Below are 23,997 nucleotides of genomic sequence, written 5' to 3'. Positions count from 1 at the left end.
GCCCCTCAGGGCCGCCAGGGCGCGTGAACGAAGGGAGGGGCCGTCCCTTACCGGGCCGGCCCCTCCGTCACGCGTACACGGCCTCAGGTGGCCTCGGAGTCGTACGGAGGGATCTCGCCGTACGACAGCTCACCGGCGGCCGCGGCCGCGTAGGAGTCGTTGTACAGCGGGGTCTCGGTCTCGTCGGCGGGCGAGGAGCGGTCGGCGGCGGGCCGGTTCCAGTCGTCCTCCAGGTCCTGGAGGAGATGCTTCCTGACGAAGTTCTTGGGGTGCAGGTCGGTCGGGTCGAAGTTCGCGAACTCCGGGCCGAGGTTCTCCTGGAGGTCGCTCTTGGCGTTGTTGGCCATCTGGCGGAGCTGCCGCAGCGTGCGGCCCGCCTGTGACGCCGCCTGCGGGAGCTTGTCAGGGCCGAAGACCAGCAGGGCGACGACCACTAGTGCCAAGACCTCAGGCCAGCCGAGTCCGAACACGGTGATCTCCTTGGCTCTCCTGTGCCGACGCCTGCCGTTGACCGGGACCGTCCAACGGCGACCTGGCTCTCCCCAGACTAATGCCCCGTTCCGCCGAGGGGCACCACCGGGAACACGCGATCAGGACGGCTGGGGCGTCGGGACCGGCACGGCGTCGATGACCATGGTCACGGTCTTCTCCTGGCCGCCGCGCTGGTACTTGACGGTGACCTTGTCGCCCGGCGCCTTGCTCCGGATCGTGACGATCAGTTCCGAGGGCTGGGTCACCGGGGTCCCGTCGACCTCCAGGATGACGTCACCCGCCTTCAGGCCCGCCTTGTCGGCCGGGCCGCCGGAGATCACCGGCTCCTGCCCGTCCTGCGGGGCGGTGGCGATGCGCACGCCCTCGCCCTGGTAGTTCTCGTCGAGGTGGACGCCGATGCGGGACTTCTTGGCGGTGCCGGTGGTGACGAGCTCCTCGGCGATCCGCCGGACGTGGTTGACCGGGATGGAGAACCCGAGCCCGATGCTGCCGCTCTGGCCGCCGAAGGAGGAGTTGCCGAGCGTGGCGATCGCGGAGTTCACGCCGATCACCTCGCCGGCCGCGTTGACCAGCGGGCCCCCCGAGTTGCCGGGGTTGATCGCCGCGTCGGTCTGGATGGCGTTGATGAACGACGACTCCGACCCGCTCTCGCCGCCCGCCGTGACGGGACGGTTGAGCGAGCTGACGATGCCCGTGGTCACGGTGCCGGTGAGGCCGAGGGGCGAGCCGATGGCGATGACGGGGTCGCCCACGACGACGCGGTCGGAGTTGCCGATGGTGATCTCGGGGGCGCCGTAGGTGTCGTCGGGCTTGACGACGGCGATGTCCGAGCTGGGATCACGTCCGACGATCTTGGCGGAGCTGGATTTCTTGTTGCTGAACGTGACCTTGATCTCGCCGGTCGACGCCGCCGCGGCCACCACGTGGTTGTTGGTGACGATGTAACCGCCCTTGATCACGAAGCCGGAGCCGGTGCCCGCCTCGCTGTTGCCCTTGACGTCCAGGGAGACCACGCTCGGCAGGACCCGCGCCGCCACGCCGGCCACCGAGTCGGGGGCGCGGTTGACGATCGCGCCGGTGGGCGTGCCGAGGGAGTACGTCGGGTCGACGCCGCCGCCGCCCGACCTGGTCAGCAGGTAGGTGCCGAGGCTGCCTGCCGTCGAGGCGACCAGGGCGATCACGACGGCGAGCACGGCCAGCGTGCCGGTCCTCGGCGGCCGGCCCGAGGGGGCCGCCGTGTACTCCGACTGGGGAGGGGCCGGGGGCGGGGCCCAGCCGGGGCCCATGCCGAAGGGGTTGCGCGGGGGCGGCGGCCCGTACGGACCGCCGGGCGCCGGTGTCGGCGGAAGCGGCCCGCCGGACGGGTTGCCCCACCCCGAGACGTCGTCGCCCGCCGGCCGCTGCGGATCGGGGGCGAACGGGATGGGACCGGTGTTCTCGGTGCCGTAGGGGTCGCGCCCCGCGTCGGCGGCGGGGGCGAACGGGTCGCGCCCGGGGCCGCCCGGCGCGAACGGGTCACGTCCCGGGCCGCCCGGCGCGAACGGGTCACGTCCCGGGCCGCCCGGCGCGAACGGGTCACGTCCCGGGCCGCCCGGCGCGAATGGGTCTTGTGCCGGGCCGCTCGCCGCGAACGGGTTCGGCCCGGTGAAGGCGTCGGGGCCCGAGACCGGCGCGGCCTGCGGCCATCCCTGCCCGGCGGGGAGGAACTCCGGCCGCACGCGCATCGGGCCGGTGCCCGTGGATCCCGACGCCGGACCTTCCCAGGAGCGGCCGGCGGGAGTGGCCACGTCCCCGGACTCGAAGGCACGTGTCTCGTCGGTCATCGAACGCTCACTCCCGAGGCCAGTCAACGTGGGCTACGCCAGATTCTCGCTCCGACCCCATACGTGCGGCATAAGTCCCGTCCGCCGGGGTCCATCCGATCGTATGCCCGCGTCGGCGCGGACCGCACGGGCAGGGGGTGAGAGGCGCCTGGGTCCGCGACCCCGTTCAGGGCTACGGCGAGGGCCGGCCCACCTGTCCAGGCACGAACTGCCCGGCAGGGGTGCGGTGCTGGTTGGCGAACATCTCCACCGACGGAGACGACGGCCTGCTGTCCGGTCCGCCGACCATGAACAGCGTGCCCAGCGCGACGGCGGCCGAGGCGACGCCGACCGCGACGTAGCCCGCCCGGCGGTTGCCGCCGCCGCGCCCGGGCCCTGCGAATCCGCCGCTCCTGCGCGGCCGGTTGTCGATCGGAGCGCTGGTCAGCGAGTAAGACGGACTTGGAAAGGGACGCACCCTGGGCGGGAGCGGCCCGCCAGGCTCCGACATCCGCAACAGGGACATCGTGAGGTCCGCCGGGACGGCGGGCGGGTCGAGTGATCGAAGACGGCTCTTGAGCGCCCGGATCGCGTCCAGCTCGGCACGGCAGTCCGCGCAGAGCGTCAGATGCGCCAGGGCGCGTTCGCGCTCGGTGTGACCAAGCTCACCGTCCATGAGCGCGGACGCGCGCTCTCCGAGATGGCTCATGCTCCCTCCCTGCTTACGGTCGGGGGGAGTCCGTCGCGACGGGGCGCCCGGTGTTCGAGCGCCTCACGCAACTGGCTGCGACCGCGATGGATTCGGCTGCGGACCGTGCCCAGCTTCACGCCGAGCGTCGCCGCTATCTCCTCGTAGGACAGGCCCTCGATGTCACACAGCACGACCGCGGCGCGGAACTCGGGCTGGAGCGCGTCGAGCGCGGCCTGGATGTCCGGCTCCATCTGGGAGTCGTCGAACACCTGGGCCGGTGACGGCTCGCGCCCGCGCAGGCGCTCCCCGGCATCCTCGCCGAGGCCCTCGAACCGGATGCGCTGCCTGCGGCGCGCCATGTCCAGGAAGAGGTTGGTGGTGATGCGGTGCAGCCAGCCTTCGAAGGTGCCGGGCGTGTAGCTGGACAGCGAACGGAACACCCGGACGAAGACCTCCTGAGTGAGGTCCTCGGCGTCGTGGACGTTGCCGGTCAGCCTGTAGGCCAGGCGGTAGACACGCGCCGAGTGGGCGCGGACCACCTCCTCCCAGGTTGGAGGTGTCCAACCTTCATCGGGCAGCCGGGGGTCTCCCCCCGGAAACGCACTGTCGGGAGTATCAGCCTGGTGGTAGTCGTCCACCAGCACTCCTCTCTCCGGGACCACCGCTACAGCCATAGTGCCTGCTTTCGTCCCTTCCTGCGTACCCATGAACCAACGAGGCCGGACCGTGTCCTTGAACAAAGGTCGTTCAAAGCGTGCAACGTACCCGTTGTGGCGTGAGTTCCCGTTCGGCCCCGACTCCCCTAGGCTGCGACCAATACGTGCGTACGGCGAAAGCGGGGGAGGAGAGGCCGATGGCCCCGACGCCGACGAATCCGGTGGAGGCCACGCTGGCCTACGCGGAGGAGTTCCATCCCGAGGACGAGGTGCTCCACGCCGCCAGACGGCGCGGTGTCGAGGCGGGTGCCGTTCCCATCCTGCCCGGCGGCGGCGCCGCCCTGTGCTTCCTCGCCACCGCCATCAGCGCCAGGTCCGTGGTCGAGGTCGGCACCGGATGCGGTGTGTCCGGGTTGTGGCTGCTGCGCGGCATGCGCCAGGACGGCACGCTGACCAGCGTCGACGTCGAGCCCGAGCACCAGCGGCTCGCCCGTCACGCCTTCGCCGAGGCCGGGTTCTCCGGCAGCAAGATCCGCCTGATCGGCGGGCGGGCCCTGGACGTGCTGCCGCGCCTGGCCGACGGCGGCTACGACCTGGTGTTCTGTGACGCCGCCAAGCAGGAGTACGGCGACTACCTGGCCGAGGCGGTGCGCCTGCTGCGGCTCGGCGGAATCGTCGCCTTCGACAACGCCCTGTGGCACAACCGGGTGGCCGACCCGGCGCAGCGCGACCCCGAGACCGTCGCGATCCGCGAGCTCGGCAAACTGATCAAGGGAGACGACCGGCTCCGCGCCCTGATGATGCCCCTGGGCGACGGCCTCCTGGCCGCCATCAAGATCGCCAACTGACGCGGCCGGCACCCACCCGCACCGGCACCCGCCCTGGAACCGACGGCACCCGCCCTGGAACCGACGGCGCCCGCCCCGGTAGCGACGGCGCCCGTCCGGAACCGACCGGGCCCGTCCGTGACGGGCGGCGCGCGGACGTCCTGGTCAGGACGTGAGCCACTCCAGCAGCAGGCGGGTGCCGAACCCGGTCGCGCCCTTGGTCAGCACGCCGTCGTCGGCGGTGCTGCGGGCCACCCCCGCGATGTCCAGGTGGGCCCAGCGCCGCCCGCCGGCGAACTCGCGCAGGAACAGCGCCGCGGTGATGGAGCCGCCCCCGAACCTGCCTTCCCCGTCGATGTTGGCCAGGTCGGCGACCGGGGAGTCGAGCGCCGGCCGGTAGTCGTCGATCAGCGGCATCCGCCACAGGGGGTCCCCCGCCGACGCGCCGGCCGCGATCAGCTCCTGGGCCAGGTCGTCGCTGGTCGAGAAGACCGCGCCGAGGTCGCGCCCGAGTGCGACGCTGATCGCCCCGGTCAAAGTGGCGAGGTCGACCACCGTGTCGGGGTCGAGGACGGCGTCGGCGTAGGCCAGGGCGTCGGCGAGCACCAGCCTGCCCTCCGCGTCGGTGTTCAGCACCTCGACCGTGCGCCCGCCGTAGTGCGTGATCACGTCGCCGGGCCGCTGCGCCGAGCCGGACGGCATGTTCTCGGCCGCGGCGACCAGGCCGGTGACGCGGGTGCGCACGCCGAGGTCGCGCAGCGCGCCGAGCACGGAGATCACCACCGCGCCGCCCGCCATGTCGGTCTTCATGAACTTCATGCTCTCGGTGGGCTTGAGCGAGAGGCCGCCGCTGTCGAAGGTGATGCCCTTGCCGACCAGCACGACGTGGATGCCGTCAGGGTCCTCCGGCTCGTAGGACAGCTCGATCAGCCGCGGCGGGCTGGCCGACCCCTGACCGACGGCCAGGATGCCGCCGAACCCGCCCGACGCCAGCTCGTCGGGCGCCCAGATCCTGGCCGAGACCCCCGACCGCTCGGCGACCTCGACGGCGCGGGCCGCGAGCCACGCGGGGTCCTTCTCCGAGGAGGGGGTGTTGGACAGGTCGCGCGCCAGGGCCGTCGCGCGGGCGATCACCTCGGCCCGCTCCACCGCCTGCCGTGCCTCGGCCGGCCCGGACAGGCGGATCTCCTCGACGGCCTTGGCGCGGGTCTTGCCGATGCGCATCGTGTAGGAGGCGAGCAGCGCGCCCTCGGCCAGGGCCGACCAGCCAGCGGGCCCCGCGCCGGCCGGGAGGACCACGTCGACCGACCGCCGGCCCCTGACCCGGCGCGCGACCGTGCTCCCCGCCTTGCGCAGGGCGCGCGGGGATCCGTCGCCGATGCCGTACAGCAGCACCCGCCGCACCCCCTCGCCCTGGGCCACCGGGATCTCGACGATCTCGCCCGGCTCGCCCTTGGACTCGTGGTGCGCCAGCAGGGCGGCCACCGGCACGGGAAGCTCCACGTCCGCGGTGAGATCGCTCCCGAAGGGCACGGCGAGCAGGTCCGCGTCACGCGCCGGATCGGTGAATCTCAGCACGGTCTCGATGGGCATGGAGGTCCTCCCCTGCATGGATGTGCGACAGCCCCGGCGTGGGGGCGCGTCCCGGCCGCCGGGGCCGTCAAGTCGCCTGTGTCGGTGGGTTGTGTCAGGGGTATGTCAGCCGACGACGTTCTTCAGCGCGTCGCCAAGGGCTCTGGCCTCATCCGGTGAGAGCTCGACGACGAGCCGGCCGCCACCCTCCAGAGGGACCCGCATGACAATGCCCCGTCCTTCCTTGGTGACCTCCAGCGGACCGTCGCCAGTCCGCGGCTTCATCGCCGCCATGCGTGTTTCCCTTCCTGCCTCGGCCTGTGCTCTGCCGGCACGCGCCTGTCCGCGCCCCGGCCGCCCGCCGCTTTCATGTCTTCTGTGACGTCCCATTATCCCGCCTCGCGAGCGCGCATGGGTAACGATCTCCTCCCAGAATGCGTTGTCCGGGGCCCTTGCGCCGATCAAACTGGTCTATGTGAACGCCCGTGCCGCACTTTTCGACCTTTACGGAGACCACCTGCGCATCCGTTCCGGACGTGCGTCCGTGGCGGCTCTGGTCCGCCTGCTCGCCCCCCTCGACATCGCCGCGCCCGCCGTCCGCACCGCGATCTCCAGGATGGTCCGGCAGGACTGGCTCGCCCCGGTGCGGCTCCCTCAGGGACCCGGGTACGCGCTGACGCCCAAGGGGGTCAGGCGCCTGGACGAGACCGCCGTGCGGATCTACAGGACCGGCTCGGCCCCCTGGCCCGGACGCTGGCACGTGCTGGTGTTCCAGCCGGTACGTGAGCGCGCGAAGCGCGAGCGGCTGCGCGCCGACCTGTCGTTCCTCGGGTACGCGCCCCTGTCGGAGACGACGTGGATCGGTCCGCGCCCCTCGCCCGAGCTGGAGGCCCTGCTGGACGACCAGGGGGTGCCGGCGGACCGGTTCGAGAGCACCCTGGACGGCGACCCGCAGGAGATGGTCGCCCGCGCCTGGGACCTGTGCGCCATCGCCCGCGCCTACGAGGAGTGGACGGGCCGGGCCGTCGACCTGGTGGGCGCGCTGGCCTGCGACGCCCCTGACGACCAGATCTTCGCCGCCCGTAGCAGACTGGTCCACGGGTGGCGCAACTTCCTGTTCCGCGACCCCGGCCTCCCGCCGGAGCTCCTGCCCCCGGCCTGGCCGGGTGACAAGGCACGCGCCTACTTCGAGCAGGAGGCCGCCCGGCTGCTGCCCGCGGCGGCCGCCTTCGTCGACCGCAACCTGGACAAAGGAGTCCATTGATGGATCAGCGACCTGACCCCAGCACGGCCGAGGCGGCCGGCGAGCACGTCCTGTACTCCGTGGACGACGGCGTCGCCACCATCACGCTGAACCGGCCGGCCGCCATGAACGCCCTGACCCTCGTCACCAAGGCCGCCCTGCTGGAGGCGCTGGAAAGGGCCGGGGAGGACCCCAAGGCCCGCTCGGTGCTGCTCACGGGCGCGGGGAGGGGGTTCTGCGCCGGGCAGGACCTGCGCGAACATGCCGCCAACCTGGACGCGGGCGCGGGTCTTGACGGCACCGTCCGCGCCCACTACAACCCGATCATCATGGCGATCACGGGCATGGGCAAGCCGGTGGTGGCCGCCGTGAACGGCATCGCCGCGGGCGCAGGGGCCTCGCTGGCCTTCGCCTGCGACTTCCGGGTCGCCGCCGAGGGCGCGAAGTTCGCGATGGCCTTCAGCGGCATCGGCCTGGCCCCCGACTCCGGCGCGTCCTGGACGCTCCCCCGCCTGGTCGGGCCCGCCAAGGCGCGCGAGCTGCTGCTGCTCGGGGCGCCGGTGGGGGCGGCCGAGGCGCTGCGGCTGGGGATGGTGACCTCCGTGGTGCCCGACGCGGAGCTGTCCGCGAGCGCCCGCGAGCTGGCCGTGCGGCTCGCCCAGGGGCCGACGCTGGCGTACGGGGCGATCAAGCAGGCGCTCGACTTCTCCGCCGCCCACACGCTGGAGGACTCCCTGGACGTCGAGGCCGACCTCCAGGACGCCTGCGCCAAGACCGACGACCACCACAACGCCACCCGCGCCTTCCTCGCCAAGCAGATCCCGGTCTTCGAGGGCCACTGACCTCGGCGGGCTCGCGTGGCATCGGCCCCGGCGGGCTCAGAGGCGCGGAAACGCGCCGCCCGGGGGCCGGTCAGGCGCCGGCGTCGCGTACCCAGCAGGTGGCGATGTGGTCGTTCACCAGGCCGATCGCCTGCATGAGGGCGTAGGCGGTCGTCGGGCCGACGAAGCGGAAGCCGTGGCGCTTGAGCTCCTTGGCCAGCGCCTTGGACGTGGCGGTCGTCGCCGGGACCTCGGCGAGCGACGCCGGCGCGGGCAGGCCGGGGTCGGCGAAGCGCCAGACCAGCTCGGAGAGGCCGCCGGGCAGCTCCATGGCGGCCCGGGCGTTGGCGATGACCGCCTCCACCTTGGCGCGGTTGCGCACGATGCCGGCGTCGGCCATCAGCCGTTCGACGTCGGCGTCGCCGAACGCGGCGACGGCGGGGATGGAGAAGCCGGCGAACGCCTTGCGGAAGTTCTCGCGCTTGCGCAGGATCGTCAGCCAGGACAGGCCGGACTGGAACGCCTCAAGGGCCAGCCGCTCGAACACCAGGTCGTCGCCCCGGACGGGCCGGCCCCACTCCTCGTCGTGGTACAGGACGTAGTCGGGGGCGCTGGTCGCCCACCCGCATCGAACAGGCTCAGGGGTCACAAGTCCCGAGGTTACAAGCTCCGGTGCCGGGGGCTGACCACGCCGCGTTCGCCGGACGGGCGGTCCTCGACGGCCTCCCCTTCGTGCTTGCCCGCCCCCTCCTTCGACCCCGCGCCCGGCCCCTTGGACGCGTCGATGCCGTCGCCCGCAGCCACCGGGCCGGCGGCCGGGAGATCAGGTCCGGTGTCCGGAGCGTCGGCGGGCTCAGGCTCGCCGACCGGGGCCCCGAGGAGGCCACGGCCCTCACCCGCCGCCACCAGGGGGGCGGGGTCCGCGTCCTTGATCGGCTCCGGAGCCGGGATGGGTTCGCGCTCCATGACGGGCGGCATGAAGGCGCTGTGCGCGTCCTGCGGAGAAAGCCGGGGCTCCTGGTCGGTGAGCCCGGCCGGGGCCTGCGGCCGGTCGAGACCGATCCCGCCCGTGGCCGGGGCCCGCGGCTCCGCGTGGGTGATCCCGGCCGTTCCCGGCGGTACCGCTGACGCGCCATCGCGAGACGGCCCGGCGGTGGTGGCCGTCGTGGACGGGGGGCCGAGGGGGTCCTCGGTGGCGGCACGCTCGGGGGCCGCGACGCCGGGTGAACCCGGGCTCGGCACCGTGGGGTCGAACAGGTTGCCGCCGGGCTGGAACGGCCCCGTGGCGGTCTCCTGGCCGTTCCCCGGCTCGCCGTCCGGTGCCCAGGACGGCCGCGTGTACGACTCCTGCCGCGCCTGGAGGCGGCCCGCCAGCAGCTCGGCGACGCGCTGCTCCAGCACGGCGATGTGGGTGTCACGCTCACCGATGGCCGTCGCCGCCCGCATGAGCGTCTCGTCGACGCTCTGGGTGTGGTAGCCCACCAGGCTCACCGGCAGTTGCAGCGACATGAAGTCGACCGCTGTCAGCTGCCCTGGGTCGGGAAGCTCCAGCGGGGGCACGTCCGGGGCGAACTCGGTGAGTTCGCCACCGCGCCCCTGCGAGACCATCACCACGCAAAGAAGCACGGCGAGCGCGGCGACGACGAGTAGGACCAGCACATACGAATCGTGCCACATGGGTGCCTTTGAGCGCGCCCGCTTGCCCTCGCTCCCGGCATGACACGATCGGCCACATGACGCCCGTGCTGGTGACCGGCCCCGATCATCCCCTCGACCCGTCCTGGGCCGAGGCCCGCACCCCTGCCGAGGCCGAGCGGCACGCCCGCGCGGGCCGTACGGTCGCGGTGACCCTGTCCGGCGAAGAGACCGCGCAGGTGGCGGCGGCGGCCGTGTTCGCCTGGCTGGGCGCGCGCGTCTTCAGGACGGACTGCCAGGACCAGGTGCGGATGGCCCTCGACATGACCGAGTCGCTCGCCGGCCGGCGCCCCCCGGCCCTGGCCCGGCGCGGCCTCGCCTAGCCCGGCGCGGTTAGGACCGGGTGGGCTCGGTGCGGCCTAGCCCGGGGTGGATTCGCCGAGTTCGCCGGGGGTGGGGGTCAGGGGGTGGGAGGGGCGTTCCAGGTGGGTCAGGGCCTCGTCGAGGGTGGCGGTCCAGGAGATGGCGTCGAAGACGTCGGGGCGGGTGAAGCCCTGCTCGTACATGCCGTCCACCAGCGCCCGCAGCGGGTCGTACAGTCCCCAGGGGTCCAGGATCACCAGGGGCTTGTCGTGGATGCCCAGCACCCGCGAGGTCCAGATCTCGAACAGCTCCTCCAGCGTGCCGATGCCGCCGGGCAGCACCAGGAACGCGTCGGACCGGGCGTCCATGATCCCTTTGCGTTCCCGCATGCCGTCCGTGATGATCAGCTCGTCCGAGTCGGCGTCCGCGATCTCCAGGTCCACCAGGACCTGGGGCATCACCCCGACCGTGCGCCCGCCGGCCCGCCGCGCGGCCCGGGTCACCGCGCCCATGCAGGACACCACGGCACCGCCGGTGACCAGCGTGTGACCGCGCCGCCCCAGCTCGGTGCCCACTTCGGTGGCCAGATCGAGGTACCTCTTGTCGATCTTCTGGCTGGAGGCGCAGAACACGCAAATCGCCATTGTCACCCGCGTAACCCTACACAGGCCGCCGGACGGGCCCGGTGGTCACACGTCATGCGGGACGACCTTGCGCTCCTGGTCGGCCTGCACGATCACCCGTACCGCCTCGTCCACGTCGTCGGTCACCCGGATCAGGTCGAGGTCCTTCTCGGAGATCTTGCCGGTGGACAGCAGCGTCTCGCGGACCCAGTCGATCAGGCCGCCCCAGAACGCGGTGCCGAGCAGGATCACCGGGAACGAGGTCACCTTCCGGGTCTGCACCAGCGTCAGGGCCTCGAAAAGCTCGTCCAGCGTGCCGAAGCCGCCCGGCAGGGCGACGAACCCGCAGGAGTACTTCACGAACATCGTCTTGCGGACGAAGAAGTAGCGGAACTCGATGCCGAGGTCGACGTAGTCGTTCAGCTTCTGCTCGAAGGGCAGCTCGATGCCGAGCCCCACCGACACCCCGCCGGCCGCGCGCGCCCCCTTGTTGGCCGCCTCCATGCAGCCGGGACCGCCGCCGGTGATCACGGCGTATCCGGCCTCGGACAGTGCCTTGCCGAGCAGCTCGCCGAGGGCGTAGTCGGGGCTCTCGACGGGGGTGCGGGCCGACCCGAAGACGGTGACGGCGGGGGGCAGGTCGGCGAGCTGCCCGAAGCCCTCGACGAACTCCGCCTGGATGCGCAGGACCCGCCAGGGGTCCATGTGCAGCCACTCGGTCGAACCTCGCTGGTCGAGGAGCCTCTCGTCATAGGTCGTGTCGGGCAGGAACTTCCCCCGTACCAGCGACGGTCCCTGGCGGCGTTCCTCACGTGGTGCTTTGGTCATGCGGTCACGCTAACCGCCCGGCGGACCGTACAAGCCCTACCGGAACTGGAGGTCCCGGACATGCCCCAAAGATTCTTGGAAAATCTGCCTGGAGCAGCGGAACCGTTTGTTCTCGAGGCCACGTCTAAGAGCCGAGGGTGCTGCTCGGGACTGAAAGTGGCTTTCCCCGCCAAATGGCCGGCGAGGAAAGCCACTTTCTTTTGTGCCACCAGGTCAGCGGGCCCGCGAAGCGATCATGCGGCAGCCCGTGCCAGGCCCCCGGAACGCCGTTCCCGAGCCGGTCACGCGCGGCGCACCCGTCCGGAGACCGTGCGGGATCAGGGCGCGCCGAGCCAGGCGAACATCCTGCGTTCACAGTCGGCGATCGTCGCCAGCGACACGTACTCGTCCCGCTGATGGGCCAGGTTCGGGTCTCCGGGGCCGTAGTTGACCGCCGGGACGCCGAGCGCCGAGAAGAGCGCGACGTCGGTCCACCCGAGCTTGGCCCTGGGCGTCCCGCCGACGGCCCGCGTGAACGCCGAGGCCACCGGGTGGGTCAGCCCGGGGCGCGCGCCGGGGGCGCCGTCGGTGAACCGCACCTCATGGCCGGCGAAGACCTCGCGCACGTGGTCGCGCGCCTGGTCGAGCGAGCGGTCGGGCGCGAAGCGGTAGTTCACCGTCACCACGCACTCGTCGGGGATGACGTTGCCCGCCACCCCGCCGGCGATGCCGACGGCGTTCAGCCCTTCGTGGTAGGTCAGGCCGTCCACGACCGGCTCGCGGGCCTCGTAGGCGTTCAGCCGGGCCAGGAGGGGCGCCACGGCGTGGATGGCGTTCTCGCCGAACCACGAGCGGGCGCTGTGGGCCCGCTTGCCCGTGGTGAGCACCTGGGCCCGCAGGGTGCCCTGGCAGCCGCCCTCGATCTCGCCGCCCGTGGGCTCCATGAGCACGGCGAAGTCGCCCGCCAGGAGCTCGGGGCGCGTGCGGCCGAGCCGAGCCAGCCCGTTGCGCGCGACCTCGATCTCCTCGCAGTCGTAGAACACGTACGTGACGTCCCGGGTGGGGGCGGGCAGCCCGGCGGCCAGCTTCAGCGCCACGGCGACGCCGCTCTTCATGTCGGAGGTGCCGCACCCGTACAGCAGGCCGTCCTCGGCGCGGGACGGCAGGTTCCCGGCGAGCGGGACGGTGTCGAGGTGGCCGGCGATGACCACCCGCTCAGCGCGCCCGAGTGCGGTGCGCGCCACGACGGCCTCGCCGTCACGGACGACGGCGAGGTGCGCGAGCGGCGCCAGGGCCGCCTCGACGGCGTCGGCCAGGGCCCGCTCCCCGCCGCTGACCGACTCGATGTCGACGAGCGCCGCCGTCAGCTCCCCCACGTCCCCTGCGAGGTCGAGCGGCGCCGTCTCAGGCATTGACGCCGTGCTGGCGCAGGACGTCGTTCAGCTCGGCCTTGTCGTGCCGCTGCCCGGCCGTGAGCCGCTTGAGCACGAGGACGCACGGGAGCCCGAAGGTGCCGCCGGGGAACTCCTTGCCGCGCGTGCCGCCGACCGCGACGCACCAGTCGGGGACGCGCCCCCTGCTGATCTCCTCGCCGGTCTCCACGTCGATGACGGGCATGGAGGCCGACAGGATCGTGCCGGCGCCCACCACGGCGCCCTTGCCGACCCGCGCGCCCTCGACGATCATCGAGCGGCTGCCGATCAGCGCCTCGTCCTCGATCACCACCGGGACCGCGTTCGGGGGTTCGAGGACACCGCCGATGCCGACGCCGCCGGACAGGTGGACGTTCCTGCCGATCTGGGCGCAGGAGCCGACCGTGGCCCAGGTGTCCACCATCGTGCCGCCGTCGACGTAGGCGCCGATGTTGGTGAACGAGGGCATCAGCACGACGCCCGAGGCGAGGTAGGCGCCCCAGCGGGCGATGGCGCCGGGGACCACGCGGACGCCTTCCAGTGACGTCTTCAGGGGGATGCGGTCGTTGTGGTGGAAGTCGCCCACCTGGCTCCTGACCATGCCGAGGACCCGGAAGCTGAGCAGGATGGCGCGCTTGGCCCGCTCGTCCACGACGACCTCGCCGGAGGAGTGGTCGACGAAGGCCACCCGGGCCTTGCCCGTGTCGAGCATGTCCACCGCGCCGACGATCACGCCGCGCGCCTCCCCGTCCTCGGGTGACAGCTCGGCGCGGCGCTCCCACAACTCGTCCACGGTGGCCGGCAAGGGGCTTTCGAAGGTCTCGCTCATGGATGGCGAGCTTAGTGCCGCACGGGGGACACGGCGGGGCCGGTAGGTTCATGTGCGTGGCACGGCGATTCTCTAGGGCGGTCCTGACGATCCTCGTCATCGTCGTGGTCATCGGCGTAGCCATCTTTTTCGGGATTTATCACCTTTTGAACCGGGCCAAGCCTTTCGCTCTCGGCGAGCACTGCCAGGTGAAGACCCCGGTGGGCACCCTCGACATGGAGATCGAGCAGGCCCAGGTGGCCGCGACCATCGCCGCCGTCGCGACGCGCCGCAAGCTCCCCGAGCGGGCCGTGGAGATCGCCTACGTCACCGCGATCCAGGAGTCCAAGCTGCTGAACCTCCCGTTCGGCGACCGCGACTCGGTCGGGGTCTTCCAGCAGCGCCCCTCGCAGGGCTGGGGCACCGTCAAGCAGCTCCAGGACCCGGTCTACGCGACCCACAAGTTCTTCGCCGCGCTCGTCAAGGTCAAGCGCTACCAGAAGCTCCCGCTGCACGAGGCGGCCCAGGCCGTCCAGCGGTCCGCCGACGGCTCGGCGTACGCCCAGCACGAGGAGGACGCCGAGATCCTGGCCGGCGCGTTCACCGGCCGCGTACCGAAGGCCGTCCACTGCTGGTACCCGCCCGCCGAGAAGCCCGCCCCCGCCCAGACGGCCAAGGCGCGCAAGGAGCTGACCCGCGCCCTGGGCGAGGCCACGCAAAGCGACCAGATCAGCGCCGCGACGCGGCGCCGGGGCTGGCTGATCGCGTCCTGGTCGGTCGCCCACGCCCAGAAGTACAGCCTCCGCCAGGTGCGGTACGCCGGGGTGGCGTGGAAGTCGGCGACCGGCCACGACGGCTGGCTGACCGACGCCAAGTCCTCCAACGGCGAAGTGGAGATCGCCTAGAGCATGCGCTCGACGTTGATCGAGCCGGGCGAGAGCGGCTGGGCGTACGCGGCGGTCCATGCCTGGCCCTGCACGCGGTTGAAGCTCAGCAGGCGCCCGTCCGAGGCGCGGTAGTCGGCGAAGTCGACCAGGCCCCGCTCGGGGTAGCCCGTGGTGCCCTCGGAGCGGAAGGCGGCGGTGCCGCGCTCGATCGGGGAGAACTCGACGCCCTCCATGATCAGCATGCTCTTGGCCGGGACCATGCCCTGGGTCGGCACCGGGGTCCACAGGAAGACCTCGAGGTGGGACGGCTCGCCCATGGTCCCCTCGCGCTCCTGCACCGAGAGCCACTGGTAGTGGCTCGAACCCTCCGAAAGCAGGTATTCGATGCGCTGGTCACCCTGCCAGGACAGGTGGAGCGCGCCGAGCACGCGCGACCTGACCCCCTGGCGGTCGATGACGTCCCCGACCTTGATCGTCCTTGGGTCGAGGTAGTCGGGGTCCAGGATGACGGGCCGGGCCAGCGCAGGGTGCGACGACATCGGCTCGGGTGCCGGCTCGGGGGGTCGGGGAGCCGGTCGAGCCGTTCTTTCGGGCCGCCGCGTACCGAGGAAAGCGCCCAGCACGACGACGAATATGGCTGCGCTCACTGCGAGCACGACCGCAACGGTCATGCCGCGGGATCCTACTGGAGGCGGAGCACCGCCGCATTGACCCGTTCGTCGGTCGCGGTTACGGCGATGCGGATATATGAAAAACCTTCATGTCCGTAAAAGTCGCCCGGCGCAACCAAAATCCCGATCTCGGCCAGGGCCCGGACCTGCTCCCAGCAGTTACGGTCATCGGTCGCCCACAAATACAGGCCCGCCGTGGAGTGCTCCACACGCCATCCGGATTTTTCCAGCGCGGGCCGCAGCAGGGCGCGTCGCGCGGCGTACCGTTCGCGCTGCTCGTCGGCGTGCCGGTCGTCGTCGAGCACGGCGGCCATGGCGGCCTGGACCGGCGCCGGCATGATCATGCCGGCGTGCTTGCGCACCTCCAGCAGCCGCGCCACGAGCTTGGGGTCCCCCGCGACGAACGCCGCGCGGTAACCGGCGAGGTTGGACCGCTTGGACAGGGAGTGCACCGCGAGCAGGCCCTCGTGGGAGCCGCCGCACACGTCGGGGTGCAGGATCGAGATCGGCCGCTCCTCCCAGCCCAGCTCGATGTAGCACTCGTCGGAGGCCACGATCGCGCCGCGCTCGCGCGCCCAGGCGACGACCTTGCGGAGGTGCTCGGCGGGCAGCACGCGGCCGGTCGGGTTCGAGGGGGAGTTCACCCACACCAGCGGCACCCGCTCGGGACCGACCCCGAGCAACCCGTCGGTCGCGTACGGGGTCGCCCCCGCGATGCGCGCGCCGACGTCGTAGGTGGGGTACGCGAGGGCCGGGATGACCACACGGTCGCCCGCGCCCACGCCGAGCAGGGTGGGGAGCCAGGCGACCAGTTCCTTGGACCCGATCGTCGGCAGGACGGCGCCGGGCTCGACGGTGACGCCGTGGCGGCGCGCGAGCCAGCCCGCGGCGGCCACGCGCAACCGGTCGGTGCCGTGGGTGAGCGGGTAGCCCGGGCTGTCGGCCGCGGCGGCGAGCGCCTCACGCGCGACGGCGGGCACCGAGTCGACCGGAGTGCCCACCGACAGGTCGACGATGCCGTCCGGATGCGCCAGGGCCCGCTCCTTGGCCGGCACGAGACGGTCCCACGGAAAGTCAGGCAGCCCGATCACCGATTACCCCCAGAGCTCGACGCGGTCGTCTCCGCCGGTGCCCGGAGGTGACACCGGCCGGTACCGCGACCCGATGGTCACGGTACCCGGCGGCGCTTCTTGATCACCGAGGGACCGGGTCAGTGCTCCTCGGCCTGCGGCGGCAGCGCCGCCACGATCGGGTGGTCCCGGGTGATCTTGCCCACCTTGGACGCGCCGCCCGGCGAGCCCAGCTCGTCGAAGAACTCCACGTTGGCCTTGTAGAAGTCCTTCCACTGATCGGGGGTGTCGTCCTCGTAGAAGATCGCCTCGACCGGGCACACAGGCTCGCACGCGCCGCAGTCCACACACTCGTCTGGGTGGATGTACAGCATGCGGTTGCCCTCGTAGATGCAATCGACGGGGCATTCTTCGATGCACGCCTTGTCCAGGACATCCACGCAAGGCTGCGCGATGACGTAGGTCACCTCGGACTCCTTCTTCTCCGCGCCTTCGCACGACTCGACCGCGGGTTGCTAGACCTAGTATTGCCGTGCTGGCCTGATGTCTGAAACGGGAGGGGGGCAAAGCAGATGACACCGCACTTTGGCGGAAGACTGGCCATCACGCTCTCCCCCTCCGACGTGGGCCGCAAGGTCACCGTCCGGCGCAGGGACCCCGACGGCTTCCGCGACACGGTGGGCGTCCTCGAATCCTGGCAGGACGGGCTCCTGACGGTGCGCAAGCGCGACGGCACGCTCGTGGCCGTCCGCGAGCAGGCGGTCGTCGCGGCCAAGGTCGTCCCCGAGCGCTGAGGCGCCTTTTCGCGCGAGCACCCTTCGCTAGCGCTTTTCGCGCGAGCGCCTTTTCGCGCGGCAAGCCCAACTGGTGCCCAACACCGTCCAAAACCTCAGCGTGCCTGCTCGACCCGCATGATCATCACGTCGAGTATTCGTCTCGTGACCACACGTGCCGCCGCCGCCATCGTGCTCCTCGCCACCGCAGTGGCCGGGTGCTCATCCGCGACCACCACCGAGAAGAAGCTCCCCCCTGTCAATCCGCACGCCGCCGGCCTCGCCGAGGGGTTCGGCACGATGGACCGGCTCGTCGAGGCCGCCCGCAAGGAGGGATCCCTGAACCTCATCGGGGTCCCGCGCGAATGGGTGAACTACGGCGCCATCGTGGACCGCTTCACCGGCGAGTACGGGCTGCGCGTCAACCTCACCGAACCCGGCGCGAGCAGCCAACGCGAGATCGAGGCGGCCAAGACGTCGGCGCCCGCCCAGGCCCCCGACGTGTTCGACCTCGGCATGGACGTCGCCATCGCCCACGCGCAGCGGTTCGCCCCGTACAAGGTGGCCGCCTGGCAGGACATCCCCGACGGCGTCAAGGACCTCAAGGGGCACTGGTACGCGGGCTACGGCGGGTACATGTCGATCGGTTACGACCCGCGCAAGGTGGCCGCGCCCAAGAGCTTCTCCGACCTGCTCAAGCCCGGGTACGCCGTGGCGCTGCCGGGCGACCCGCTGCAGACCGCGGCGGCCTTCAACGGCGTCATGGCGGCCTCGCTCCAGGCGGGCAGGCCGGAGGCGCGGCGGGGCGTGGAGTTCTTCAGCAAGCTCAAGAAGTCGGGCGGCCTGAGCCTGCCCTCCCGGGCCAACACCCTGGTCGACTGGGACTACGTCAACGCCGCCAAGGCCGCGCAGACCGCCGGCGAGGACAAGCCCGCCTGGAAGGTCGTGGTGCCGGCGGACGCGGCGCTCGCGTCGTACTTCGTCCAGGCGATCAACAAGAAGGCGCCGCACCCCGCCGCCGCCCGGCTGTGGCAGGAGTTCCTCTACGGTGACGAGGTCCAGAACCTCTTCCTGAAAGGTTTCGCCCGCCCGGCGCGCATGGAGGCGCTGGAGATGAAGGGCACGCTCGACAAGGACGCCGCGGCCAAACTGCCCGCCGTGACCGGCACGCCGGTGCTGCTCACGGTCCCGCAGGCCGACGAGGCCAAGACCTACCTGAAGGCCAACTGGCCGCGCTCCATGAGCTGACCCCGGCGCTCCCCCCGTCACCGCCGGTGCCGAAGCGAGTGGGGGCAAGCCTTCGGACAGATGTGTCGCGCGGACATCAAGGCTCTAAAGTGTCTGTACTTACGGACACGGGAAGCGATGTCTGAGAATGCGAGCTGATGGCCTTGCGATACGACACGCCGAGCTTGATGCGGTGGAACGCTCGCGCCTATGACAGCTCGTTCGGCTACGTCTCGGCGCACGGAGCGCCCCTGATCGAGCTGCTGGACCCGCGACCCGGCGAGCGCATCCTCGACCTCGGATGCGGCACCGGCGTCCTCACCGCCGACATCGCGGCCAGGGGGACCACCGTAATGGGCATGGACGGCTCGGCGGCGATGATCGAGGTGGCCATCTCCCAGCACCCTGGGCTGGACTTCATGGTGGGCGAGGGCGCCAACTTCGGCGTCAGCATCCCGTACGACGCGGTGTTCTCCAACGCGGCGCTGCACTGGATGGGCCGCGACCCCGACTCGGTGATCCGCTGCGTGCGCTCGGCGCTGACCCCGGGAGGGCGGTTCGTCGCCGAGATGGGCGGCGCCGGCAACTGCGCGGCGCTGACCTCGGCGATGCTCACCGCCTGGCGGGAGTACGGGCTGCCCGAGCCGGAGCTGCCGTGGTACTTCCCGAGCCCCGCCGAGTACGCCGTCCGCCTGGAGCGGTGCGGGTTCACCGTGCGGCTGCTCGAATACTTCGACCGGCCCACGCCCCTGGACGAGTGTCCCAACGGGGCCGCCGACTGGGTGAGGGTGTTCGCGGGTTCCCTGCTCGAAGGGGTGCCGCCCGCCACGGTGGAGCCGCTGCTGAGAAGGGTCAACGAGCTGGCGGCGCCCGCCCTGCGCCGCGAGTCGGGATGGGTCGCCGATTACGTGCGGCTGCGATTCGCCGCCGTGCTGGCCTGAGCGCCGCCTACGATCGAGCGATTTGCCACACTATGGTCTGGTCAACGGAATCACCGGAGAGGAAACGGGATGAACTTCTGCCTGAGTGATCTCGTCCCTCCGCTTCGCTGGAGTGACGCGACCGGGTTCGCGCAGCTCCGCGACGTCCCCGGCCTGCCGGACGCCTGGTGGCGGTCGGTACCCGTCAGCCGGGTGTTCGCCGTGCTCGGCGCCGAGGCGCTCGGCGAGCTGCTCACCGAGCTGGCGATGGAACACTGGCCGGCCGCCGCCGTGGGCGACATCCTGCCCGCGCTGCACGTGATGGACCCCGACGAGGCCGACGAGCCGCAGGTCTCCATCGCCCTTGACCGGGTGGGCTCCTGGTTCGGCCTGCTGTCGCTGACCGGCCGCGAGCTCACCGACCAGCCCTTCATCCGCGCACGGCCGCTCGTGAGCGCCCTGTTCACCGCGGTCTTCGTCCGGCTGACGCCGACCGGGGACCAGAGCGGCGAGGAGGACGCCTCGCGGCCCTCCGCCGCCGAGGAGCGCCCTGCCGCCGCCGGAGGGCGGGACGGGCGCCGGACGGGCGGTGGACGGCCCACAGCGGCCCCTGAGGCTCCTGTGGCGGCCTCACGGCCCTCGGCGGCCCCCGGACAGGGCCGCCGGCCCTCCGGGCCGCCCCAGAAGGCGGACCCGCTCCCCGTACGGCCCGCCGCCCCCGCGCTGCCGAAGCGCCAGCGGGCCTCCTCGATCGACCCCGGAGACCCGCTCGGCCTCGCCGCGGCGCGCATGGCGGAGGCGGCGCTGGAGCAGCACGTCCCCAAGCGCCAGCCGGGCGCCACCCGGGCGGGCGACGGCGCCCCGTCCCGCACCTCGATGTTCACACCGCCGCCGCGCGCGGAGCGGTCCCTCTCCTCCCCCGACGCGCCGCCCTTCGGCACGCGTTCCCCCTCGTTCGGCACCGACGCGCCGGGCTTCGGGGTCGCCCCGCGCCCGTTCGTCCCCGAGCCGGAGTCGTTCGACCCCCCTGCCCCGTTCACGCCAGACTTCGCCGCGTACGGCACCGGCCCCCGGCCGTTCACCCCGGGCGGACCGCCCGTGAAGCCCGAAGCGCCCGACTCGTCGGGCAAGCCTGGCCCGTCCGCTCCGTCCGGGTCTGACGAGAAGCCCGCCCCGAACGACCCGCAGAGCGGCCCGGCCGAGCCGGAGGCCGCGGCCGGTCCCTCCCCCGACGCCGAGACCCCGGGCGCCGACGAGGCGCGGGAACCCACCGACACGACGCGCGGCCCGGTGACCGCCCCGAACCGCCACGCGTCCCGCGAGGACCGTCCGGCGCCGGACGGCGAGGACGACGGCGAGCAGGCACGGGAGCAGGACGGTCCCGAGGCGCGCGGCGAGGAGCCCCCGGCGGGCTCCGGCGACCCAGGGCCCGCCGAGGGAGACGTACCGGCGCTCATCGACGCGGCCTTCGCCGACCTGGACGACAAGACCTGGGCCGTGGCCCAGAACCACGTCTTCGCCGACGCGCCCGCCGCCCCCGAGGAACTGGCCAAGCTGTTCGCCGTCACCCCCGAGGACATCGTGTCCCTTGAGGAGGGGCTGCGCGCCCGGCTCGCCGCCTGGCTGGAGAGCGCCGACGCCGCGCCGTACACCGAGCACCTGGAGAAGCTGCCCGGGACGCTCGGCGTCGCCGCGCCCAAGGCGCGCCTGATGACCGCCGCCGAGTGGCACACCCGGGAGCTGCGCTCCCTGGACGTCCCGGCCTGGCAGTTCGTCCTGGCCACGCTGCCGGGGTACAGCGTCCAGGAGGACTGGCTGGTCGCCGGGGACATCGCCGAGCTGCGCGAGCGGACCTGCGCCCTGATCCTGAACGCCGACCGCCCGCCGACGGTGGCGAGGGCCCTGGAACTGGTGTCGACCCTGGGCATCCACCCTGAGGTCGCCAAGGAGTGGCTGGAGGACGTCCCCCAGCTCCGCATCCAGAGCACCAAGAAGGGCAAGGGCAAGACGGCCAAGGTCGACGCGGCCGAGGAGCCCGGCGACGCCGACGGGCCGCGCTCGGTGCCGACCGGCCAGCTCAAGGACGTCTCGATGACCCGCAAGTGCTTCCGGCACCCCGACGGGCTGTGGTGGCTGCGCGTCGACATCGCCCCCGAGCAGCTCACCGGCGGGGAGTGCCCGCTGCCGAGCGGGTTCGCCTCCTATCTCGGGCTCTCGCCCGGCGACAGCCACACGGTGATGAGCGCCGCCGGTGAGGTCACGCTGAGCTGGCAGGCCCGCCCGGTCGTCGAGTCGCTGGGGCCGCTCCTGCACGACATGGGAGCGCAACCAGGGGGCCACCTCTTCCTGACCGTCGCCGAGGAGGACAAGGTCCTGCGGGCCAGGCTGGTGCCCGCCGCGACCGGCGACCTGGACAAGGGGACCACGGCGCTGCGCCTCTCCGGGCACACCGCCAAGGGCGACCCCGAGTCGCTCGAAGAGACGATCAGGGTGCTGGCGACCCGCATAGGCATGACCGGACCCGTGGGGCTGCCCGACCTGATGAACCGGCTGCGCGAGCGCGGGGACCGCGACCTGCTGTCCCTGATGGTCTGACGGGAGCCGCGGTGCCCCGGCTCGCGATCGCCCCCGAGGTCCCCCGCGACCTCGACGCACTGGCCAGGCCAGTGCGCCGGGACGCGGTGATCGCCATGCGCCGGTTCCTGCAGAACACCACCTCCGCGCCCCACCCCGAGCGGGTGCGCAACACCCGGGACCCGAGGGTCGCCACGCTGCGGCTCGCCGACCAGTACCGCGCGGTGGTGGTCCGCCAGAAGGACGTCTTCTGGATGCTCGGCGTGCTGCCCGACAGCGAGGCCTGGTCCTACGCCCAGCGGCACCGCTTCGCCGTGAACACCGCCATCGGGGTCGCGGAGATCTGGAACGCCGAGGCCCTGGAACGCGTGGAGCCCGCGCTGCGCCGGTCGGCGGACTCGACGGGCTGGCGGCTGTTCGCGCACGTCTCCGACGCCGAACTGCTCGGGCTCGGCATCGACGCCCGGCTCATCCCCCTCGTCCGGCTGATCACCACCGACGCCAACCTCGACGCGCTGGAACCGCTGTTACCCGAGACCCAGTTCACCCCGCTGTCGGTGCTCGGCCAGGGCGGCACGGTGGCCGAGGCGTGGCGGGCCCTGGACTCCCACGTGGCCGTCCCGGCGGGCGAGGTCGACGTCACCGACCTGTCCACCGCCCTGGAGCGCACGCCCGACCGGGCCGCGTTCGTGCCCGACCCGAGCGTCCTGGACCAGATACTCAACACCCCGCACTGGTGCACGTTCCTCTACCCCACCCAGCACCGCCTCGCCCACCGCCACGGGTACGAGGGACCGGTGCTCGTGACCGGCGGCGCCGGGACCGGCAAGACGCTGGTGGCGCTGCACCGCGCCGCCCATCTGGCCAGGGCCGGCACCGGCCGGGTGCTTCTGGTGACCTTCTCCCAGGGCGTCGCCGCCGACGCCTCGGCCAAGCTCGACCTGCTGATCGACGACGAGGACGTGCGCGGGCGCATCGAGGTCGGCAACGTGGAGCGCCTGGCCCACCGCATCGTGGCCGAGGCCGAGGGCCGGCCGCCGCTGCTGGTCGGCGGTCCCGGGCTGGCCACGCTGTGGCAGGAAGCCTCGGAGATCTCCGGCGACCTGCACAGCCCGGCGTTCCTGCTCCGCGAGTGGGAGCAGGTGATCCTCGCGCAGAACCTGTGCACCGCCCAGGAGTACCTCGCCGCCAAGCGTCCCGGCCGCAGCGTCGAGCTCGACTACGAGGACCGCACCGCGGTCTGGAAGGCCATCGAGCACGTCACCGGGCGGCTGCGCGCCTCCGGCAGGCGCACACTGCTCCAGCTCGCCTCCGAGGCCTCCACGCTCCTCGGCCGCACCACCGGCGACCTGCTGGGCGACGACGCTCCCGGACGCGAGCCGTACCGGCACATCGTGGTGGACGAGGCGCAGGACCTGCACCCCGCGCAGTGGCGGCTGCTGCGCGCGGCCGTGCCGCCCTCGCCCGACGACCTGTTCATCGTCGGCGACCCCCACCAGCGGGTCTTCGACACCCGCGTGCCGCTCAGCACCCTCGGGATCACCGCCGAGCCGCACCGGCTGACCATCTCCCACCGCGTGCCGCAGGAGATCCTCTCCTGGGGCGTGCGGCTGCGCGGCGGCGGCCCGGCGGACGGCCTGGTCGACGGCATCACCGAGCTCGTCGGCTTCCGCGCCACCCACCCGGGCACCCGCCCGGCCGTACGGGAGTACACCTCACGGGAGACCGAGATGACCGGTCTGGCCGGCCAGGTCAGGGGATGGCTGGACGAAGGGGTGCCCGCCGAGGAGATCGCCGTCGCGGCCCGCACGGGCGAACTGGTCAAGGAGGCCAAGGCGGCGCTGGCGACCGCCGAGGTGCGCGTACGGGTCTCCACGTTCCATGGGCTGAAGGGCCTGGAGTTCCGGCGGGTCGCCCTCGTCGGGGTCGCCGACGGGATCGTGCCGTCGGCCGACACGCTCACCCCGGCCGCCGAGGATCCGACCGCGCGGGCCCATGACCTGCAACGGGAACGAGGACTGCTCTACATGGCCTGCATGCGCGCCGCCGAGCGGCTGTATGTGTCCTACTCCGGCCGGGCAAGTCCCTTTCTGCCGCCGTGACCCAATAACCTGAACTGCGGA

Annotated in this window: 25 protein-coding genes; 10 read left to right on the top strand and 15 right to left on the bottom strand. The window is 72.3% G+C overall.

What is annotated here, in order from left to right; translation table 11 throughout:
- Positions 1-83: 83 nt before the first annotated feature.
- The 4 genes from NYZ98_RS08400 to sigE all read right to left on the bottom strand — a co-directional run bounded on the left by NYZ98_RS08400 (position 84) and on the right by sigE (position 3,659).
- Positions 84-470 carry a sec-independent translocase gene (locus NYZ98_RS08400; RefSeq protein ID WP_262841993.1) on the bottom strand — a complete coding sequence of 129 codons (387 nt, stop codon included), beginning with the start codon at positions 468-470 and terminating at the stop codon, positions 84-86.
- Positions 471-590: 120 nt separating this feature from the next.
- Positions 591-2,315 carry a S1C family serine protease gene (locus NYZ98_RS08395; RefSeq protein WP_262841992.1) on the bottom strand — a complete coding sequence of 575 codons (1,725 nt, stop codon included), beginning with the start codon at positions 2,313-2,315 and terminating at the stop codon, positions 591-593.
- A gap of 172 nt (positions 2,316-2,487) precedes the next feature.
- Positions 2,488-3,003 carry an anti-sigma factor family protein gene (locus NYZ98_RS08390; RefSeq protein ID WP_262841991.1) on the bottom strand — a complete coding sequence of 172 codons (516 nt, stop codon included), beginning with the start codon at positions 3,001-3,003 and terminating at the stop codon, positions 2,488-2,490.
- The gene (gene sigE / locus NYZ98_RS08385) at positions 3,000-3,659 is read right to left on the bottom strand and encodes an RNA polymerase sigma factor SigE (protein WP_262841990.1); all 660 of its coding nucleotides are present in this window, start codon (positions 3,657-3,659) and stop codon (positions 3,000-3,002) included. The genes NYZ98_RS08390 and sigE overlap by 4 nt, the downstream gene beginning before the upstream one ends.
- Positions 3,660-3,838: 179 nt before the next feature.
- On the opposite strand from sigE, the gene NYZ98_RS08380 reads away from it, so the two are divergent.
- The gene (locus tag NYZ98_RS08380; protein ID WP_262841989.1) at positions 3,839-4,489 is read left to right on the top strand and encodes an O-methyltransferase; all 651 of its coding nucleotides are present in this window, start codon (positions 3,839-3,841) and stop codon (positions 4,487-4,489) included.
- 144 nt (positions 4,490-4,633) lie between these two features.
- Here the strand turns inward: NYZ98_RS08380 and NYZ98_RS08375 are convergent, their stop codons facing one another.
- Entirely contained in the window at positions 4,634-6,061 is a 1,428-nt protein-coding gene (locus NYZ98_RS08375) for a leucyl aminopeptidase (protein WP_262841988.1), read from the bottom strand.
- Positions 6,062-6,166: 105 nt separating this feature from the next.
- Entirely contained in the window at positions 6,167-6,334 is a 168-nt protein-coding gene (locus NYZ98_RS08370; protein WP_114033903.1) for a DUF3117 domain-containing protein, read from the bottom strand.
- 181 nt (positions 6,335-6,515) lie between these two features.
- On the opposite strand from NYZ98_RS08370, the gene NYZ98_RS08365 reads away from it, so the two are divergent.
- On the top strand, positions 6,516-7,304 hold the full coding sequence (locus NYZ98_RS08365; protein ID WP_262841987.1) for a PaaX family transcriptional regulator: 789 nt from the start codon (positions 6,516-6,518) through the stop codon (positions 7,302-7,304).
- Entirely contained in the window at positions 7,304-8,125 is an 822-nt protein-coding gene (locus NYZ98_RS08360) for an enoyl-CoA hydratase-related protein (RefSeq protein WP_262841986.1), read from the top strand. The genes NYZ98_RS08365 and NYZ98_RS08360 overlap by 1 nt, the downstream gene beginning before the upstream one ends.
- 70 nt (positions 8,126-8,195) lie before the next feature.
- Here NYZ98_RS08360 and NYZ98_RS08355 read toward each other — a convergent pair whose 3' ends face one another.
- Both NYZ98_RS08355 and NYZ98_RS08350 read right to left on the bottom strand, forming a co-directional pair.
- Positions 8,196-8,753 (bottom strand): DNA-3-methyladenine glycosylase I, encoded by a 558-nt coding sequence (locus NYZ98_RS08355; RefSeq protein ID WP_262841985.1) that lies wholly within the window; start codon positions 8,751-8,753, stop codon positions 8,196-8,198.
- An 11-nt stretch (positions 8,754-8,764) separates the two neighbouring features.
- Positions 8,765-9,763: a hypothetical protein gene (locus NYZ98_RS08350; RefSeq protein ID WP_262841984.1), complete on the bottom strand. Its 999-nt coding sequence runs from the start codon at positions 9,761-9,763 to the stop codon at positions 8,765-8,767.
- A gap of 74 nt (positions 9,764-9,837) precedes the next feature.
- Between NYZ98_RS08350 and NYZ98_RS08345 the strand changes: the two genes are divergently transcribed.
- Positions 9,838-10,122 (top strand): hypothetical protein, encoded by a 285-nt coding sequence (locus NYZ98_RS08345; RefSeq protein ID WP_262841983.1) that lies wholly within the window; start codon positions 9,838-9,840, stop codon positions 10,120-10,122.
- A gap of 36 nt (positions 10,123-10,158) precedes the next feature.
- Here the strand turns inward: NYZ98_RS08345 and NYZ98_RS08340 are convergent, their stop codons facing one another.
- The 4 genes from NYZ98_RS08340 to NYZ98_RS08325 form a co-directional block, all read right to left on the bottom strand.
- Positions 10,159-10,746, bottom strand: coding sequence for an LOG family protein (locus tag NYZ98_RS08340; protein WP_262842080.1), 588 nt, complete (start codon positions 10,744-10,746; stop codon positions 10,159-10,161).
- Between the two features lie 45 nt (positions 10,747-10,791).
- Positions 10,792-11,553 (bottom strand): LOG family protein, encoded by a 762-nt coding sequence (locus NYZ98_RS08335; protein WP_262841982.1) that lies wholly within the window; start codon positions 11,551-11,553, stop codon positions 10,792-10,794.
- A gap of 317 nt (positions 11,554-11,870) precedes the next feature.
- On the bottom strand, positions 11,871-12,944 hold the full coding sequence (gene dapE / locus NYZ98_RS08330) for a succinyl-diaminopimelate desuccinylase (RefSeq protein ID WP_262841981.1): 1,074 nt from the start codon (positions 12,942-12,944) through the stop codon (positions 11,871-11,873).
- Entirely contained in the window at positions 12,937-13,773 is an 837-nt protein-coding gene (locus NYZ98_RS08325) for a 2,3,4,5-tetrahydropyridine-2,6-dicarboxylate N-succinyltransferase (protein WP_262841980.1), read from the bottom strand. The genes dapE and NYZ98_RS08325 overlap by 8 nt, the downstream gene beginning before the upstream one ends.
- 56 nt (positions 13,774-13,829) lie before the next feature.
- Between NYZ98_RS08325 and NYZ98_RS08320 the strand changes: the two genes are divergently transcribed.
- The gene (locus tag NYZ98_RS08320) at positions 13,830-14,657 is read left to right on the top strand and encodes a hypothetical protein (protein WP_262841979.1); all 828 of its coding nucleotides are present in this window, start codon (positions 13,830-13,832) and stop codon (positions 14,655-14,657) included.
- On the opposite strand, the gene NYZ98_RS08315 is transcribed toward NYZ98_RS08320, so the two are convergent.
- From NYZ98_RS08315 to fdxA, 3 genes are all read right to left on the bottom strand, one after another.
- The gene (locus NYZ98_RS08315) at positions 14,654-15,178 is read right to left on the bottom strand and encodes a DUF4178 domain-containing protein (protein ID WP_262841978.1); all 525 of its coding nucleotides are present in this window, start codon (positions 15,176-15,178) and stop codon (positions 14,654-14,656) included. The genes NYZ98_RS08320 and NYZ98_RS08315 overlap by 4 nt on opposite strands.
- Positions 15,179-15,321: 143 nt before the next feature.
- Positions 15,322-16,401 carry a succinyldiaminopimelate transaminase gene (gene dapC, locus NYZ98_RS08310; protein WP_262841977.1) on the bottom strand — a complete coding sequence of 360 codons (1,080 nt, stop codon included), beginning with the start codon at positions 16,399-16,401 and terminating at the stop codon, positions 15,322-15,324.
- A 119-nt stretch (positions 16,402-16,520) separates the two neighbouring features.
- The gene (gene fdxA, locus NYZ98_RS08305; RefSeq protein ID WP_262841976.1) at positions 16,521-16,847 is read right to left on the bottom strand and encodes a ferredoxin; all 327 of its coding nucleotides are present in this window, start codon (positions 16,845-16,847) and stop codon (positions 16,521-16,523) included.
- Between the two features lie 105 nt (positions 16,848-16,952).
- Here fdxA and NYZ98_RS08300 point away from each other — a divergent pair, with 105 nt between their 5' ends.
- From NYZ98_RS08300 to NYZ98_RS08280, 5 genes are all read left to right on the top strand, one after another.
- Positions 16,953-17,174, top strand: coding sequence for a putative acetyltransferase (locus NYZ98_RS08300; protein ID WP_262841975.1), 222 nt, complete (start codon positions 16,953-16,955; stop codon positions 17,172-17,174).
- Positions 17,175-17,318: 144 nt separating this feature from the next.
- Complete coding sequence (locus tag NYZ98_RS08295; protein WP_262841974.1) at positions 17,319-18,401, top strand: ABC transporter substrate-binding protein; 1,083 nt, start codon at positions 17,319-17,321, stop codon at positions 18,399-18,401.
- 167 nt (positions 18,402-18,568) lie between these two features.
- Entirely contained in the window at positions 18,569-19,321 is a 753-nt protein-coding gene (locus NYZ98_RS08290; protein ID WP_262841973.1) for a class I SAM-dependent methyltransferase, read from the top strand.
- Positions 19,322-19,390: 69 nt separating this feature from the next.
- On the top strand, positions 19,391-21,895 hold the full coding sequence (locus NYZ98_RS08285) for a hypothetical protein (protein ID WP_262841972.1): 2,505 nt from the start codon (positions 19,391-19,393) through the stop codon (positions 21,893-21,895).
- 11 nt (positions 21,896-21,906) lie between these two features.
- Positions 21,907-23,976 (top strand): UvrD-helicase domain-containing protein, encoded by a 2,070-nt coding sequence (locus NYZ98_RS08280; RefSeq protein WP_262841971.1) that lies wholly within the window; start codon positions 21,907-21,909, stop codon positions 23,974-23,976.
- Positions 23,977-23,997: the final 21 nt, after the last annotated feature.

The organism is Sphaerisporangium corydalis, assembly GCF_025506355.1.
GTDB lineage: Bacteria > Actinomycetota > Actinomycetes > Streptosporangiales > Streptosporangiaceae > Sphaerisporangium > Sphaerisporangium corydalis.
Note: the sequence above shows the minus strand (reverse complement) of the source record. Positions and strands in the feature narration are given on the sequence as shown.